15 protein-coding genes are annotated in these 15,804 nt (G+C 49.5%); 3 read left to right on the forward strand and 12 right to left on the reverse strand.

Features of this window, described 5'->3' with window-relative positions; genetic code table 11:
• Positions 1–289: 289 nt before the first annotated feature.
• From AC50Y3_RS25950 to AC50Y3_RS25985, 8 genes are all read right to left on the reverse strand, one after another.
• Positions 290–649: a hypothetical protein gene (locus tag AC50Y3_RS25950; RefSeq protein WP_494821619.1), complete on the reverse strand. Its 360-nt coding sequence runs from the start codon at positions 647–649 to the stop codon at positions 290–292.
• Between the two features lie 201 nt (positions 650–850).
• A complete protein-coding gene (locus AC50Y3_RS25955; RefSeq protein ID WP_494821620.1) occupies positions 851–1,519 on the reverse strand; it encodes a response regulator in 669 nt (222 codons plus the stop codon).
• Positions 1,516–2,718 (reverse strand): sensor histidine kinase, encoded by a 1,203-nt coding sequence (locus tag AC50Y3_RS25960; protein ID WP_494821621.1) that lies wholly within the window; start codon positions 2,716–2,718, stop codon positions 1,516–1,518. The genes AC50Y3_RS25955 and AC50Y3_RS25960 overlap by 4 nt, the downstream gene beginning before the upstream one ends.
• A gap of 165 nt (positions 2,719–2,883) precedes the next feature.
• Positions 2,884–4,059, reverse strand: coding sequence for an epoxide hydrolase family protein (locus tag AC50Y3_RS25965; protein ID WP_494821622.1), 1,176 nt, complete (start codon positions 4,057–4,059; stop codon positions 2,884–2,886).
• A gap of 276 nt (positions 4,060–4,335) precedes the next feature.
• Positions 4,336–5,550: an alanine racemase gene (gene alr / locus AC50Y3_RS25970; protein ID WP_494821623.1), complete on the reverse strand. Its 1,215-nt coding sequence runs from the start codon at positions 5,548–5,550 to the stop codon at positions 4,336–4,338.
• Between the two features lie 14 nt (positions 5,551–5,564).
• Entirely contained in the window at positions 5,565–6,641 is a 1,077-nt protein-coding gene (locus AC50Y3_RS25975; protein WP_494821624.1) for a D-alanine--D-alanine ligase family protein, read from the reverse strand.
• Positions 6,642–6,735: 94 nt separating this feature from the next.
• The gene (locus tag AC50Y3_RS25980; RefSeq protein ID WP_494821625.1) at positions 6,736–7,785 is read right to left on the reverse strand and encodes an acyltransferase family protein; all 1,050 of its coding nucleotides are present in this window, start codon (positions 7,783–7,785) and stop codon (positions 6,736–6,738) included.
• Entirely contained in the window at positions 7,778–8,626 is an 849-nt protein-coding gene (locus AC50Y3_RS25985; protein WP_494821626.1) for a D-alanyl-D-alanine carboxypeptidase family protein, read from the reverse strand. The genes AC50Y3_RS25980 and AC50Y3_RS25985 overlap by 8 nt, the downstream gene beginning before the upstream one ends.
• A gap of 200 nt (positions 8,627–8,826) precedes the next feature.
• On the opposite strand from AC50Y3_RS25985, the gene AC50Y3_RS25990 reads away from it, so the two are divergent.
• Both AC50Y3_RS25990 and AC50Y3_RS25995 read left to right on the forward strand, forming a co-directional pair.
• On the forward strand, positions 8,827–9,534 hold the full coding sequence (locus AC50Y3_RS25990) for a response regulator transcription factor (RefSeq protein WP_494821627.1): 708 nt from the start codon (positions 8,827–8,829) through the stop codon (positions 9,532–9,534).
• Positions 9,521–10,615: a sensor histidine kinase gene (locus AC50Y3_RS25995; RefSeq protein ID WP_494821628.1), complete on the forward strand. Its 1,095-nt coding sequence runs from the start codon at positions 9,521–9,523 to the stop codon at positions 10,613–10,615. Before AC50Y3_RS25990 ends, AC50Y3_RS25995 begins: the two co-directional genes overlap by 14 nt.
• 37 nt (positions 10,616–10,652) lie before the next feature.
• Here the strand turns inward: AC50Y3_RS25995 and AC50Y3_RS26000 are convergent, their stop codons facing one another.
• Complete coding sequence (locus AC50Y3_RS26000; RefSeq protein WP_494821629.1) at positions 10,653–11,201, reverse strand: pyridoxamine 5'-phosphate oxidase family protein; 549 nt, start codon at positions 11,199–11,201, stop codon at positions 10,653–10,655.
• Between the two features lie 221 nt (positions 11,202–11,422).
• Here AC50Y3_RS26000 and AC50Y3_RS26005 point away from each other — a divergent pair, with 221 nt between their 5' ends.
• Positions 11,423–11,995: a CGNR zinc finger domain-containing protein gene (locus AC50Y3_RS26005; protein ID WP_494821630.1), complete on the forward strand. Its 573-nt coding sequence runs from the start codon at positions 11,423–11,425 to the stop codon at positions 11,993–11,995.
• 83 nt (positions 11,996–12,078) lie between these two features.
• Here the strand turns inward: AC50Y3_RS26005 and AC50Y3_RS26010 are convergent, their stop codons facing one another.
• The 3 genes from AC50Y3_RS26010 to AC50Y3_RS26020 all read right to left on the reverse strand — a co-directional run bounded on the left by AC50Y3_RS26010 (position 12,079) and on the right by AC50Y3_RS26020 (position 15,758).
• Positions 12,079–13,731 carry an extracellular solute-binding protein gene (locus AC50Y3_RS26010; protein WP_494821631.1) on the reverse strand — a complete coding sequence of 551 codons (1,653 nt, stop codon included), beginning with the start codon at positions 13,729–13,731 and terminating at the stop codon, positions 12,079–12,081.
• A gap of 140 nt (positions 13,732–13,871) precedes the next feature.
• Positions 13,872–14,762 (reverse strand): carbohydrate ABC transporter permease, encoded by an 891-nt coding sequence (locus tag AC50Y3_RS26015; RefSeq protein ID WP_494821632.1) that lies wholly within the window; start codon positions 14,760–14,762, stop codon positions 13,872–13,874.
• A gap of 24 nt (positions 14,763–14,786) precedes the next feature.
• Positions 14,787–15,758 carry an ABC transporter permease gene (locus tag AC50Y3_RS26020; protein WP_494821633.1) on the reverse strand — a complete coding sequence of 324 codons (972 nt, stop codon included), beginning with the start codon at positions 15,756–15,758 and terminating at the stop codon, positions 14,787–14,789.
• Positions 15,759–15,804: the final 46 nt, after the last annotated feature.

Consider the following 15,804-nt stretch of genomic DNA (forward strand, 5'->3'; position numbering starts at 1 on the left):
CTTAATAGTTCAAGAAGCAATTTATTTCATAAATGGATCCGCCAACAAGAGCAACGAGAAGAGACCAAATGATTACTTTTTTGTACATATTCAATTTCCTCCTCTTAGTAAGTAACTATCTATATTTGTTTTGATGGTTACAATATATCATGTGCACGCCAAGAAAACAAGTAAGTATCTATTTTGTTTTTAATGGTTACTTCTGGGAAATTCATCATTGTTGTCTGCTCTTACAAAAAATGCAGCCCCTTCTCATAGGGACTGCATGACTTCATAGGTTTCTTATACGTTAAGCAGAATGGACATGTGACTTTGGAAGAATCCTTCCGCAATCAAAAAACTCGCGGCAGACCACCAAATGCTCGGTCAAACTAACGGAATCATTATTGCTGCTTATTTCATCCAGCTTCTTGACCAAATTAATGATCTCATCAAACATGATGGAGCGGCCTACATAAGTAACAGACAACTCCACCAAGTAATACCCGTTGCCGTTTCCTTTGGTCGTATTCAAGATCAAGGTTACATCCGGTGTTGATTCATCTTCGCCTTCATACGAATAAATATTGATTTCCCACATTTTGGAGTAATCTCGAATATAATCATTTTCATGCCTGTACTTATCCAGTTCAAACCAGCCCTTTTTCATTACTTCCCTTCTTTCCTCCAACCTTTAGTCATCTATCTCCCATTTCAGCATCCTTGGTGTCTCTTCCCGCAATTATAACAAGAATCGAACAGGAGCAAATCTGTGGAAAGTCATGAACAATGTATGAAAATAGATCCTTCGTTTGACTGCAAACCATGAATAATTTCATGCCCTCCTGCCAAAAGTCATGCCCCGCAATTATCAAAGATGACGTACTGCAAATAAGGCTGCTTGTGTCCTGTCTCGCAGTCCAAGCTTCGCGATCAGATTAGACACGTGATTCTTCACGGTACCTTCCGTAAGATGCAGCAAGCCGGCAATTTCTTTATTATTATGCCCCTGCCCCAACAACGCGAGCACTTCTCTCTCTCGTTCCGTCAATTGTCTCAGCTCATCCGGCTCCGCTTTCCTTAATGAGTGTGCCTGATTCGAGCCCCTATCCGACATTTTATTTAATTCTTTGATCAGCATGGCTGTGATATCGTGTTGAAGCACCGTGCCCCCATTGTACACAGATTGAATCGCACAGATGATAGCCTCCGACGGCATATCCTTCAATAAGTATCCATGAACGCCTTTCTCCAATACTTTCATAATGAGCTCCGCATCATCGAATGTGGTCAGAATCAATACCTTCGTCTCCGGAAAGTGCTTGAGAATCAATTCCGTTCCTTCCACGCCATCCATTCCCGGCATGCGGATATCCATCAACACGACGTCCGGCTGCCATTCGACTACTTTAGCAAAGGCGTCTCTTCCATCTTCAGCGGTGCCGACTACCTCCATTCCAGGCTCCAAACCGATGATGGTCGCAAGACCCTCTCTCATCAGCCGCTGATCGTCGACAATCAGAACTTTCAATGCTGTCATCCCTCCGTTTCCGGTTTCGAATAAGGAAAATTCACTTCAACGGCAAAGCCTGTCTGCTGGTCCATCCTGAAATTCACCTCTCCGTTCCACTCCTTCACCCTTTCTTGCAAATTGATCAATCCAAACCCCAGCTTCAGCTCGACAGGCAAATCCCCGTCATTCCGTATGCTTAGCGAAAATCCGGTTTCGGCATAAGTCAGCAAGATGGCGATATGGGTCGCATGGCCATGTTTCTGCGCATTTGTAAGCGATTCCTGTACAATTCGATAGGCAGTCAATCGTAAATCGATTGGGAGATCAACCGGCGTGCCTTCGACTTCCAGAACAGTATGAACCTCAGCGAATTTAGTAAACTCTTCCGATAAACGGGCGAGGTTTTCATGTAAAGGCGTAGATGTATGAGGTTCGTCTCTGATCGCTCTAACGGAAAGACGTACCTCCTGCAAGGCAGACCTAATGAACTGCTCACATTCCAAATAGGTTTGTTCACTGCGCGGAGCGTCCAAGCTGCTCAGCTTGCGAGCCACTTGCATGTGAACCAAGACTGACGTCAGCTTATGACTAACCGTATCATGAATATCCCGTGCAATTCTCACTCTTTCCCTCGCGGCTGCCCACTCCTCCGTCTGGCTGGCATACGCCTGCAGCTTCTCGTGGGATTGCATCAATTGCGCATACAGCTGCATGGCTTCCGTGCTGGCACTTTTATAGAAAAGAATCAAGAAGCTCACAAAGCATGCAAACACAATGAAGGAAGAGGAGATAAAATAGCTTGTAACATCAAACCGTCGATACAGCGACCAATCGATGGTGCTCATCACACTCAAATAGATGACTAGCAAAAGCACCCCGGATGCGATGAGCGCTCGCGTATTCTTGACTAACATGAAAATCGCTAATGCCGTAATGCCTTTAAATAAAGGATCGGGTAATTTACCGCCTATATAAACATAGCCGTATGAAGCCGATACCATGAAATCAATGATGAGGAGCTGTAGCAGCCAATGTTTCTTCATGCTGGAGTAATAGAGATTAACGAAAAGAAAAACCAGTAAGGAGAATACAACAAAACCTAGTCTCCAGTAGTTTTCGGAAGTAAACAACCCCGCCAGGACTAAATCATAAACGAGCTTCAGCCCGAAGAGCCATCTGAGCGAAATCGAATTTTTCCACATGCTATCCGTTGCTTTCAGCATCATCTATAACTCCCTTTGGAGTAATTTTGCCCTAATAGTCTTAACCATATCGCAATGTCCTATGAAGGCATTAAAAAGGAGCCTGCCCACAGCAAGCTCCTTTACTTTCCTATAACAAGAAAATCTGCGGCCCAGAGCGGGCCGCAGAGCAGAATGACATATTTCCGATTAGCGCAGTGACTTCAATCCTGTACGGATTTCTGCAGTAAGAAGCGCAGGCTGCTCAAAGGCCGCAAAGTGTCCGCCCTTCGGAAGCTTGTTGTAGTGGATCAGGTTCGGGTAAGCCTTCTCTGTCCAACTCTTCGGCGCTTCATAAAGCTCATCCGGAAAGACGCTTACGGCAACCGGAAGTTTCACGCCTTTAACGGCGAAGAAGGAGCTCTTGTTCTCCCAGTAAATACGAGCCGCGGAAATCGCGGAGTTCGTCAACCAGAAGAGCGTGATGTTGTCGAGAACGTCGTCGCGCGTCAGACCTTCATTGATTCCGGCAAAAGCTCTGGAGATCAGGGCTAGGCTCTTCCAGTCATGGTCAATCATAAAGGCTGCCAAACCAATAGGCGAATCCACAAGACCGGTCAATGACTGAGGACGCGTTCCCATGAAGAAGGCGTAATAGAACTTATTCTCGCCAACTTGCTCGACCGCTAGTTTCTCTTCGTCAGAGAGACCGGCTGGCAGCGGGTTGCCGGACCACATTGCCGCATCAACGTCAGGCGGAATCACGCCGGCCATGTTCGTGTGAAGGCCCAGCAATCCCTTTGCTTCCTGAACGCCCATGAAATCAACGACGATAGCACCCCAGTCACCGCCTTGCGCTACATACTTCTCGTAGCCAAGACGAGTCATCAATTCGCCATAAGCGCGCGCGATGCGCTCCGGACCCCAGCCCGTCGCAGACGGCTTGCCCGAGAAACCGTAACCGGGCATCGACGGAATAACGACATGGAATGCATCCGCTTCGCTTCCGCCATGCTCCGTAGGATTAGTCAGCGGTTCGATCAGCTTCATTTGCTCGACGATCGATCCCGGCCATCCGTGGGCAATGATGATCGGCATCGCGTTCTCATGCTTCGAACGAACGTGGATGAAGTGAATATCCAGACCGTCAATCTCAGTTAGGAAATGCGGAACAGCATTGATCTTCGCTTCAATTTTGCGCCAGTCGTATTCATTCGCCCAATAACGAGCAAGTTCTTGCATCGTTTCAAGCTGCGAGCCTTGCGATTGATCGGATACGGTTTCTTTCTCAGGCCATCTTGTCGCGTTGATGCGATTGCGCAAATCGGTTAACTCTGCTTCTGGTACATTCACGTGAAACGGGCGAATACTTTGTGGTTTAGTCATGGTGTTAATCTCCTTCTGATATGAGTTTGTGGGTGGTCGAGCCATCTAGCGCATCGTGAAGTAATTAGCTCGTGATAACTATGCTCAGCCCAGCATTGCAGGGCTTGAATTTCGCCGAGACAGAAAGTGATCTTCTGGGTAAGCATGTATATCGATATCGTCTAGCGTTTTGCTTTCCCCACTCCACTTGTGTAACCATCTATATTTATTTTATTGGTTACAAACAGAACTATATCATGATCCACCACTTAACACAAGTAACTATCTAATTTATTTTTAGAGGTTACATTGCAAACCTTCATATTCGCCCGTTGCCGTTATCATATTAGACATGCTGCAGACAAATGGGAGCATTACGCTGTCCCATGCTGGCCGTATCTCCTCGTAATTGGTATACCTTCTCGTGATGCGCGAAGAAAGCGAAGTGGAAATTTCCTGCTGCGCGCAGCCGAGCGGTTCTGCCAGCTCTGCAATCGTGATGCGCTCGGCACCTTGCCGTCCGATCAACGTCACCAATGTTCCTTCCGGGCACGGTTTCGGAAGCTTGATCATCAGCTGGTCCATGCAAATCTTGCCGACTACCCGGGCACGCTGGCCTTCAACCAGCACGTCCGTACCCTGCATCCGCTGATTCCAGCCATCGGCATAACCGATCGGCACCGTTCCGATCCATTCGTCTTCCTCGGCCTGGTACGAATTGTCGTAGCCGAGAAACTCTCCTTTGGCCAGCCGCTTCACATGGATCAGACGGCTATGAAGGCTTAAAGCAGGCTCAAGCTTCACGGATCTCACCAGCTTCTCCGGATAAAAGCCGTACATGGCCGCCCCGATCCGCACCATATCCATCGCCAGATGAGGAAACCGCAGCGCCGCGGCACTGCCCGCGCAATGATAATGCCGGATCGCTAAGCCGGACGAGCGGCTCCATTCCTTCATCTCTATAAAACGTGCAGCCTGCTGCTCCAGAAAGTCCGTGTCGGCTTGCCCTGCCGTCGCGAAATGCGTATAGAAGCCATCCACTTCAACGTCCTCCGCGCGCAGCCATGGAACGAGCTCGTCCCATTCTTGTTGCGTACGAATGCCAATCCTTCCAAGTCCCGTGTCCATTTTCACATGAACCCGAAGCTTTCCCGTAGCGGAATAAGGCATGAAATTCCGCATTTCAGCAAACCATTTGGCACTTGTGACGGTTAAGGTTAAGTCGAGATCGAGCGCCATTTGCGTGAGCTCCGGCTTAATCGGCGTCAATATAAGAATAGGCAATTTCGTACCGCCAGCGCGTAAATGAAGTGCTTCCTCCAGGTATGCCACCGCCAGATAGTCGACTCCCGCGGACTCCGCCGCTGCAGCCGAATCGATGTCCCCATGTCCATAACCATTCGCCTTCACGACGGCCATGAGCTTGACTGAATGATGCAAGGTACGGCGAATGGTCTGCATATTCTCACGAATGCGGCTTAAACTAACTTCAGCCCATGTGTCTCTTAGCATCCCTTTCACCTCGCTCATTTCGTATATCGAATCGTTTGTTTGTTCGCGTGACGGGCGATGGCGTGGTCGATCAATTTCTCAACCAGCTGCGCATAAGTCGTGCCGTCGGTACGCTCCCACATAACCGGATACATGCTGAAATTCGTGAATCCGGGCAGCGCATTAATCTCGTTAAGGAACAAATCTCCTTCCCCATCGAGGAAGAAATCGACGCGGGCAAGACCCTCACAGCCGTGGGCTTGATAAGCTTGGATTGCCAGCTCGCGAATTCGCTTGGTCAAGTCGCCTGACAGTTCAGCGGGAATGGACATCGTAAGACGCTTGTCGAAGTACTTGGATTCGTAATCGAAGAACGCGTGGTCATGGATGAACTCCCCGGGCAATGAAGCTAGAGGCTTCTCGTTGCCGATGACGGCCACTTGAATTTCCCTGCCGGCCACCTCGCGTTCAAACACGAGCTTCTTATCGTAGGAGAACGCTTCTTGGATTCCGGCTAGCAGCTCTTCCCTGTTCCAGCATCTGTTGATGCCGATGCTTGAACCGAGGGAAGCCGGCTTCACGTAGCATGGATAGCCGATATTCTCTTCGACGCCACGAAGGACGGCCATTTCATCCATTGTCCACTCCTCGTGGCGGCACACGAGATATTCCGTTTGGTGAATGCCGGCTTGGGCCAATATTTGTTTCGACATCGCCTTGTCGAGCGTAAGCGCCGAGGACAGCACGCCGTTTCCAACGTAAGGAACGTTCAGCAGCTCCATCAAGCCTTGCACCGTGCCGTCCTCTCCATTAGAGCCGTGCAGAAGCGGCAATACAACTTTGGGTCCGGGCAGTGCCAGCACGCCTGTCAATATTTCGCCGATTGAACGAGCCGTGTCTTTAGACGAGGAACGGGCGACTAACTTCTCAACCGTTAGACCATCCTTGGAAAGAGATCCGGGCGTGCACCATAAGCCGTCGCGAGTAATGTAAATGGGATAAACCTCAAAGCGGCTTTCATCTATAGAAAGAAGGACGGTAACTGCCGTTTTCAACGACACCTCATGCTCGACGGATTTGCCGCCGTATAGCAGGTACAGCTTTGTTTTCATGTATAATGCCTCCTAATTTGCTTCTTGTCCGTTGCTCTATCTCTAAGATAACGCCATTGGCCGAGCAGGTTTATAACACGCCATAAAGGATTCCTTAAGAATTTCTTATTTGCAGCTTCGCTCTTAATCGGAGCTTCCGTTTGTTCTCGGCGATCCATACCGTAACCGCGGACATCCCGATGGACACTAGGCATACAGCGGCAAAATGGAGCAGGCTGTTCGCGATAAACAGCCGTTCCAGATTCGTTGCCTCAGCGGCTCCGCGAACGAGCACGATGGCAATTGGATGCAGAATGTAGACCCATACCCGCCACTCTCGGAAGGTTTTGTTCGATCCCACCTTCCACTGCATCGCCCAATGGAATAAGAAGTAAGTCGCTGGCAGCGCAAAGAGATACATGCTGTCATGCCTCGGAATATCAAAGGCATTCAATATCGATCCTTCAAGCAGCATCATGCCGAGCGAACACGCAAACAAGCTTGCATTGGTGTACGGCGATCTCGCCGGAAGCGGCTGCTTGGCTGCCCAAGCCCCGAGCGCCAAGAAGACAGGCGCGTAGAAGAATCCGTTACGCGTGTAATCGAACACGGTGAACATGCCCGCGTACATTTGAGTAATTCCTGTGCCGCTTGGCAAGATGCCATAGTAGCTATCCCCCAGCAGTCCCACAATGTACAAGAAACCCGCGATAGCCAGCATAACGTTCAAGGACTTCATCCGATAAATCGCGTATGTGATCATCAACCCCAGCATTAATGCCGGTAAATACCACAGATGATAGAAAGTACCGTTAAACACGATATCCTTGATCAACGAATAAACGGTGAAGGAATCCGAAAAATAACCTTTATACAGATTGAGCGGAAGGTACAGTATGATTGCAATCAAATATAACTTTCCGGTTCTCAGCATGTAACCGCGCAATGCTTTACGATCCTTCTGTGGGTCCCCCGTCAGTTTACGGAAGAATAGAAACCCCGCCGTCATGAAAAAGACCGGAACGGCAATGCGTGTAAGCAAATTGCTTAATAGAAAATCGGCAGTGGCGCTGTAAGAAAGAAACGGTACCGTATGATTAGCAACGACCATGATCGCGACAACGAATTTAAGCCAATCGAGTCCGCCGAAATTGGGTTTAGACATAAGCTTGGCTGCCTTGATCCCGAAATGCCGTGACAATAAAACCATCGCTGTTATTTCCCGATACGAGGTATCGATCGCAAGGTATTAGGGGAATGGTCGTAGAAATCCCCTCATCCGCCGCCGGTACAAAATAAATCTCAACGTACGCCCGATCATCCTCGAATACGAGATGATCGCCTTCGTACGGGAAGCCTCGGAGACGATCGATATATTCCTCCAAGCACCAATCGTTCCGCTCCATAAGCGCGGCGTGGGGATAGCCGACATAACGGAAATGCCACGGCTCGCAAGAAATATGCGTGATGGCTTCCTTCCCTTCCTTATAGCGTTGGATGAATCCATACCGGGCTGCAAGCTGCTTGAAGGTCAAATAGACATCGCTATCCGGAAAGGAAGGCGCGATGAAATCCACGTCCTTGTTTAACTTGCCGACGTCTATCGCTAGTCCCGTCTGATGCTCGCTCTGATTGGGTAATGCAACGTAACATGCCGTGTATTCGGGACCATTATCGACTAGCGAGGATTGATATATCAGCTCCTGCTCAAATCGGGTCCGATACCCGCTGACGGCGATAATATCGTTTATTCCATCGCAAGCCTCAAGTAAATGCATCAACTGCCACAAACAGGTCTGATCCAGCAGCATATCCTCACTCAGCGTATGAATAGCCGGGAACGAGCTAAGCGGCGTTAAACTCCCGGAAATTACCGTCTGTCGAATGGGATTCTCGCGATTAATTAAGACCAGATAACCTTGGTGAATCTCAGAATTAGCCACTTGCACGGAGTTAGCTTTCCTATGACAGCCTATATGTTGTTCGGCTTGTTGTAGTTGTTCCATCTCGCGCGAACCTCCTCATTATCGTTAAATGTTCCAGCAACTCTACGATAACGTCCAGGGACGAGGAGGTTTATAAAACGCCATAAAGGAAACCTTAAGATTTTCTTATTTGTGGATTCATCAGGTAGGTTGCGGAGACGATATCTGATAAGCTAATGCTACAAATGCGGTATTTAACCTGATATAAACGGAGAGATTCTATGAATCCGATTCAAATTCTGATCGCGGACGATGACCTTGAAATCGCCAAGCTGATCAAAATCTTCTTGACCAACGAAGGCTATCAAGTGCTGACGGCCAGTAACGGTCGCGAAGCACTCGACTTGATCGCCAAGGAATCGGTCCAATTGATTGTCCTCGATGTCATGATGCCGGAGATGGATGGTCTGGAGGTCGTGCGAACGGTTAGAGCGGAGTATGACGGTCTTCCAATTCTGATGCTGAGCGCCAAGGCGGAAGACATGGACAAGATCATGGGGCTGACTACGGGTGCCGACGATTATATGGTTAAGCCGTTCAATGCCCTTGAACTGCTGGCCAGGGTAAAGTCGCTGCTGCGCAGATCCATGTATTTGAACACCCAAACGCAGCCGGTGCAGGAACAAGACGAAATCCAGATCCAATCTCTGAAAATCAGCAAGAAACTGCATGCCGTAACGGTAGAGGATCGGAACGTAAATTTGACGTCGACGGAGTTTGATATCTTATATTTGCTGGCGAGCCATCCCAGGCAGGTGTTCAGTGCGGAGGCGATTTTCGAAGCGGTATGGAAGGACAAGTTCATGGAGTCCAATAACACCGTCATGGTGCATATAAGTAAGCTTCGCGATAAATTGGAGAGCGAGCTGGGCGGCGTGAAGCTCATCCAGACCGTATGGGGAGTTGGGTATAAAATTGATCCATACTAAACCGTGGGAGAGCCTTCGTTTCAAAATGTTGTATTTGTTCGCCTTAAGTGCTCTGGCGTCCAGCCTGACGGTCGTATTCCTCAGCTTGATTGCGTACGCAGCCTATCAGGTTAATATTCCATTAATTTCCGTTCTCGTAGGAACAATGCGATCACAGCTAGGCATTCCGGTTTCCTTTACTTTAGTCGGCCTCCTTTTTACTATTTTCTATTTCTTTGCCTTCAGCCGATCGACCATTCGCTATCTGGTGGAAATTTCGCAGGGTATCGAGCGAGTCGCGGGCGGAAATTTCGATTTCCGTCTACCGATTCGAAGAGATGATGAGCTCGGGGCGTTGGCGGACAATATCAATCGAATGACAGCGCAGCTAAAGCTGTCGATCGAGGAAGAACGGCGCGCCGAGCGGACGAAGGTTGAGCTGGTCACGAACGTTTCGCATGATTTGCGCACGCCGCTGACTTCCATCGTCGGGTATTTAGGTCTGATCAATGATGACCGTTACCGGGATGAGGTCGAGCTGCGGCAATACGTGCAAATCGCACACCAAAAGTCGATGCATCTGAAATCCATGATCGATGATTTATTCGAGTTTACGAGGACGAGCGGCGGCATGAAGCTTCGGCCGTCTCCGATCAATCTGGTCGAGCTGATCGGGCAATTGGCAGGCCAATTCCGTTTGCAATTCGAACAGGAGGAGATGGAATGTCGCTTGGTTCTCCCCGATCATCCCATTGTAATCGACGCGGACGGAGACAAGCTCGTCCGGGTGTTCGAGAACTTGGTCGTGAATGCGCTCCAATACGGGAAGAGCGGCCGGCGCATCGACATTACGACTTGGAGCTCTAACGGACAAGCGTTTGTGGAAATTGCGAACTACGGCGAGCCATTGCCGGCATCCATCATTCCGCTGCTGTTCGAACGGTTCTATCGCGGCGAGCATTCCCGTTCGCGGAATACGGGCGGTTCGGGGCTCGGCCTTGCAATCGCCAAAAACATCGTCGAACTGCATCGCGGTACGATATCCGCGGCAAGCGACGATGGGCGAACCTCATTCGAAGTGAAGCTCCCGCTCGCGAAATAACAACAACGGGGCAGATACTTAGATCTGCCCCGCTTTATTATGCCCGGTCGTGATGAACGGTTTTGCCTTCATAGAACATACGCTCCAAAGGCGCTGCTTGTTCTTTAGCCGACAACGTATCTACGGGCAGTTTATAGATAGCGGTTTTACTGCCTAAGCTGGAAACATAACGTTCCAAATGAACCCGCCCCAGCGGCCGATCATAATAACCCGGTACATATTTATCCAGCATGACCTGCATCGCCTCCATCGCCTCGTTCATATCCGTTACAGGAAGCAAAGATCCTTCGATGATGACGCTCATATACGCGGTATCCGTATCGGCTGGCACCGGGCTCGTAATCGTTCCATAATTCTCGCTGACCGTGAAACAAGCCCGAGGATTATCGGCGATATAATTGATTTTCCTACCTTCTTCCGCCCCATGAAAATAGATCGAATGATTCAGCCATGCATAATTAAGTGGAATGACATACGGGACGCCGCCTGAAGATAAACCGAGAAATCCGGTCCGAGCTTGCTCCAGAAAGGACTGGATTTGGTCTGTATCCGTACAGCTGCGGTTCTGATTGCGCATGGGGTACATGGAAGATTCACCTTTTCTTTTTCCGTTTACTTTTTACTTGAATTAGGATAACTATGAGCAGCCGATCGAAATGCAATCAAATAGTAACTATCTAACTTGGTTATAATAGTTACGGAACACACTTTATCATGAATGGCTACGCTCGTCAAGTAACTAGCTAAGGAACAACTTGGGTGTTACAATATAGAAAATTCTACATGAGGCAAGGGGGTCGTGACGCAATGTTTCAATTATGGGAGGATTTTCTGAGAAGCGATTATCGTGACTGGAGAGGCAGCGGTCATACCGAAGAACTGTTGGACAAGCCGGAATGGCTGGAGCAATGGCTGGCCATTCACGCCCTTCCCTATCCGGGGGCTCCGTCTGCGAAAGAAATCGATGAATTGAAACGGTTGCGAGGGCATATCCTCCATATCGTTCAGAAGCTGACGGTGAGCGATTCGGTGGACCCCGTTAATCTAGACGGGCTGAACCGCGCGCTATCTGGTGGACCTATGATTCTGCATATCGCGGAATCGAAGTCGGATTTCCGCTTGGAAACCACTCCTCTACAAACAGGCTGGTCCCGCATCGGTGCGGAGGTAGCCGCTTCTTTCGGCCGCTTACTCACAGACAGCGAACCTTCCCGCTTGCGTATTTGCGATAATCCGGATTGTAAGGCGGTTTACTATGACGAAACACGGAACCGATCCAAACGCTTCTGCGATGAGAGAGCTTGCGGCAACCTCATGAAAGTCCGCCGGTTCCGCGCACGCCAAAAAGCCGCCGAAACCGGCGGCCCTTCGAACCCTTAACAGCGAGAGTTCCATTTTCGAATTCTCAGCTTCCTGAGGAGGTGCATCTGCCCTGCACCTCCTCAAAATTTACGCTTCGCAGATTACTTCCAAAGCTCTTGGCGCTTATTGTAGTTGTCCGTAATAATCGCTTCCACATTCTCGTCGCCCGCGGCTTTCATCTCGGCAAGCATGCTGTCGAAACCGGCGTTCGCCTCTTGTTCACTCTTCGCGATAATAATCTTCGTGATCGATTGCTTCATAATATCTTGAACCTTCTGGTAGCTGAGCGATTCCGGCGTTCCGCCCCCAGGTCCGAGATTATCGTACGGTGACGTATCCCAAACGGTATCGGATAGATTCTTGAACGCCATCAGGTCGATCTCGCCGCGGTTGTTGTCTCCGATGTGATAAGGCGTACCATCGCTGCCCAGTCCGTTCTTGACGAACCATGTCCATTTTTGAAGACCGGTCTTCTTCGTCTCAGCCGTCCAGTCTTCCTTCAAGCCTTGCAGAACTTCCGGCTTCGGTGTATGTTTGCCGTCTTTCATATCCCAAGTTTGGCCTTCGATCCCCCACATGAGGAGATATTGCCCTTCTTCACTCGCAAGGAAGTTAATGAATTTCATCGTTTCTTCCGGATGCTTGTTGTTCTTGGAGATGGCAATCGCATCCCAGCCAAGCGGGCTCCGCGGACCGAATGTCGTCGCGCTAGGGTCAACTCCCGGTGCAACCACTTTATAAGAGAAGAGCTGGTGATCCGCTCCGCCCGATTTCAGCAAAGCGTTGTTCGCGTTACCCGGATCCCAATAGGCTGAAGCGGTTGAGAAGACGTAACCGTTCGATAGCTTTTGTTCCCATGTTTGCGATTTATTGACCGCCCATTCCGGATCGATCAGCTCTTCGCGGTACAGTTTGTTCATGTAAAGGATCATCTCGCGGTATTTCGGGTCTTTTACGTCAAACTTCAGGCTTCCTCCATCTTCGTAGTAGGCTTTCATCCCCCACATACCTTTGAAGGTGCCCAGTACAGCGCCCATATTCTCCGCGTTTAACGTGAGCGGAATCGAAGCTTTCCCATCGATGTTCGGATGTTTCGCTTTAAAATCCTTCAGCAGCTGCTCGAATTCATCCGTTGTGAACGGTTGGCCGCCTTCCGCTTTGTCCGGCGCGAGCTCCTTGAGCAGATCTTTGCGCATTTGAACGCCGAATACCGGACTGTTATCCATGCCATACCAGTTGGACAAATAGTAGTTTTTACCGTCCGTATAACGCGTCTTTTGCAAGACTTCGCCGTATTGGGATTTGACGTCCGGTCCGAAGTTCTCGATCAGATCATCAAGTGGAATGATAGCGCCGGCTGCAATGTATTTGTTTACGATATCGCTGCCGCGGTCCATGAGGATAATATCCGGCAAGTCGCCGCTGGCAAGCATCAGATTCAGCTTCTCCGACGGATTGCCGCTCGGCTGCTGGATTTCAACGGTAACGCCTGTACGTTTGGTGACTTCTTGCGCTACAGGGTTTGTGAAGGCATCGCCTGTATTTTTATCGAAAAAAGTAAGCGTAATCGGTTCTGCCGGTTTCGACGTTTCAGTTGTATTGTTCGCATTGGTAGCATTCGTCGTATTGGCCGTAGTCGCGGTATCGTCTTGTTCATTCGTTGCGGTGTTGTTATCTTTGCTGCTGCAGCCGATAAGCAACGTCATAAGGACCGTGATTGTGAGCATGACTGTGAATATACGTTTCTTCTTCATAGATTGTTGCTCCCCCCAAATACAATGATAGATGATTCATCGACTTTTCCAAAGACATTCCGTGGTAAAACGATATTTTGCTGACTGTGCGCCTGAATTAGCCGCCTTCCACTCACACTCCTTTCATGTCCCGCAAAAGATCAGCTTTTGACTGCACCCAGTGTCATACCCTTGACGAAATAGCGCTGCAGGAACGGATAGACGAGCACAATCGGAAGTGTTGCGACCATGGTCGCTGCCATACGGATCGTATCCGACGACACCGCCAGCCTCTTCGAAGAATCTGCCAGCTGCTGGGCTTCGGACACCATGCTGCCTGTTTGGTACTGATTAAGTATCTTAACTAGCACTGCTTGAAGGGTCTTCAAGCTGGGCTTATAGGTGAACACATACGAATCGAACCAAGCATTCCAATGGCCGATGGCCGTAAATAGAGCGATCGTGGCCAGCACCGGAGTCGTCAGAGGAAGAATGATGCGGATGAACACTTGCAGATCGTTAGCGCCGTCAATCTTAGCCGACTCCGTCAGCTCCTGAGGAAGCTGCTCGATATACGTCCGCACGAGAATCATGTAGAACACATTCATCAGCCCAGGGAAGATAAACACCCAGAACGAGTCGATCAAGTGTAAATTCTTCAGCACCATATAGTACGGGATCAGCCCGCCGCCAAAATACATCGTGAAGATGAAATACAAGGTAACCGGTCTTCTCAGCACCAAATCGCGATTGCTCAGCGGATAGGATAATAAGCTGATGACCAAAATCGTAAGCGGCGTCCCAATCACCGTCCGTGCTACGGTTACCCACACGGCGTGAATGATTTGACCATCGGTTAAAATCTCTTTATAGCTCGTAAACGAAAGCTCCCGCGGCCAGAAGTAGATGCCCCCCTTGATGGTATCGGACGCACTGTTAACCGATAGAACCAGCACATTCCAGAACGGGTAGAACGTTGCGAATACGACTGCCAATAGAAAGGCATATACTGCGCCGGAGTAAAGCATGTCTCCCATTGCCCTGCTTTTCATGCTCTCTTTCCTCCCTAGACTCCTTTAGAAAAGCGATTGATCATTTACTTTCTTCGCCAGCCTATTCACCAGCAACACCAAGATAAACGCCACTACCGACTTGAACAATCCTACCGCCGCGCCATAGGAGAACATCCCATTTTGCAGCCCGTACCTGTACGTATAGGTGTCGATAACGTCGGAATACTTCAACACCAAGTTGTTCTGCAGCAAGTATTGTTGGTCGAAGCCGGCATTCAGAATGCCCCCAACCGCCAGAATGAGCAGGATGACAATCGTCGGCCGAAGCGCGGGCAGCGTCACGTACAGCATCTGCTTCATACGGGAAGCACCGTCCACTTTGGCCGCCTCGAACAGCTCGGGATTAATGGAAGCAATTGCCGCAAGGTACATGATGGCGTTGAAGCCCATGTCCTTCCACATGTTGGAGGAAGCGATGATCCACCAGAAATAGTGTCCGTTCTGGAAGAATCCGACCGGCTTGTCGGTAATGTGCAGCAGCATCAGCACTTTATTAACAAGTCCCTGCGACGATAACAGCGTGATGATAATGTTCGCCGCAATGACCCAGGAGATGAAGTGCGGCAAGTACGAAATCGTCTGCACAATCCGTTTGAACGCCCCGCTGTTAATTTCATTAATAGCGATGGCAAGAATGATCGGTGCCGGGAACCCGAACAGCAGGCTTAACGAGCTTTGGGCCAGCGTGTTGCGCATGATCAGCCAGAAGTCGCCATTATTGAAGAAGTATTTAAACCAATCCAGTCCGACAAACTCGCTGTGAAAAAACGATCCAAAGAAAGAGCCGCCGGGTTGGTAATTGATGAACGCCATATATAATCCGAACATCGGGGTATAGGAAAACAGCAGCGTACAAATAAATGCGGGCAAGATCATGAGCCATAAATATTTTTGTTGACGGAAACGCTTCCACTTTCCGTTATTCTTTCCGAGCAGCGGCGCTCGCTGCAACGGGTGTTCGATATGCGCTTTCAAATCCGCTCTCCCCCTGCCTTATCGTCTTGAATATCCTCATTATAGG

The organism is Paenibacillus sp. J22R98 (genome assembly GCF_059383835.1).

Bases quoted from the DNA above. Each gene is read 5' to 3' on its own strand.
- AC50Y3_RS25950 (WP_494821619.1), bottom strand. From the start codon at position 649: ATGAAAAAGGGCTGGTTTGAACTGGATAAGTACAGGCATGAAAATGAT.
- AC50Y3_RS25955 (WP_494821620.1), bottom strand. From the start codon at position 1,519: ATGACAGCATTGAAAGTTCTGATTGTCGACGATCAGCGGCTGATGAGA.
- AC50Y3_RS25960 (WP_494821621.1), bottom strand. From the start codon at position 2,718: ATGATGCTGAAAGCAACGGATAGCATGTGGAAAAATTCGATTTCGCTC.
- AC50Y3_RS25965 (WP_494821622.1), bottom strand. From the start codon at position 4,059: ATGACTAAACCACAAAGTATTCGCCCGTTTCACGTGAATGTACCAGAA.
- alr (WP_494821623.1), bottom strand. From the start codon at position 5,550: ATGCTAAGAGACACATGGGCTGAAGTTAGTTTAAGCCGCATTCGTGAG.
- AC50Y3_RS25975 (WP_494821624.1), bottom strand. From the start codon at position 6,641: ATGAAAACAAAGCTGTACCTGCTATACGGCGGCAAATCCGTCGAGCAT.
- AC50Y3_RS25980 (WP_494821625.1), bottom strand. From the start codon at position 7,785: ATGTCTAAACCCAATTTCGGCGGACTCGATTGGCTTAAATTCGTTGTC.
- AC50Y3_RS25985 (WP_494821626.1), bottom strand. From the start codon at position 8,626: ATGGAACAACTACAACAAGCCGAACAACATATAGGCTGTCATAGGAAA.
- AC50Y3_RS25990 (WP_494821627.1), top strand. From the start codon at position 8,827: ATGAATCCGATTCAAATTCTGATCGCGGACGATGACCTTGAAATCGCC.
- AC50Y3_RS26000 (WP_494821629.1), bottom strand. From the start codon at position 11,201: ATGTACCCCATGCGCAATCAGAACCGCAGCTGTACGGATACAGACCAA.
- AC50Y3_RS26005 (WP_494821630.1), top strand. From the start codon at position 11,423: ATGTTTCAATTATGGGAGGATTTTCTGAGAAGCGATTATCGTGACTGG.
- AC50Y3_RS26010 (WP_494821631.1), bottom strand. From the start codon at position 13,731: ATGAAGAAGAAACGTATATTCACAGTCATGCTCACAATCACGGTCCTT.
- AC50Y3_RS26015 (WP_494821632.1), bottom strand. From the start codon at position 14,762: ATGAAAAGCAGGGCAATGGGAGACATGCTTTACTCCGGCGCAGTATAT.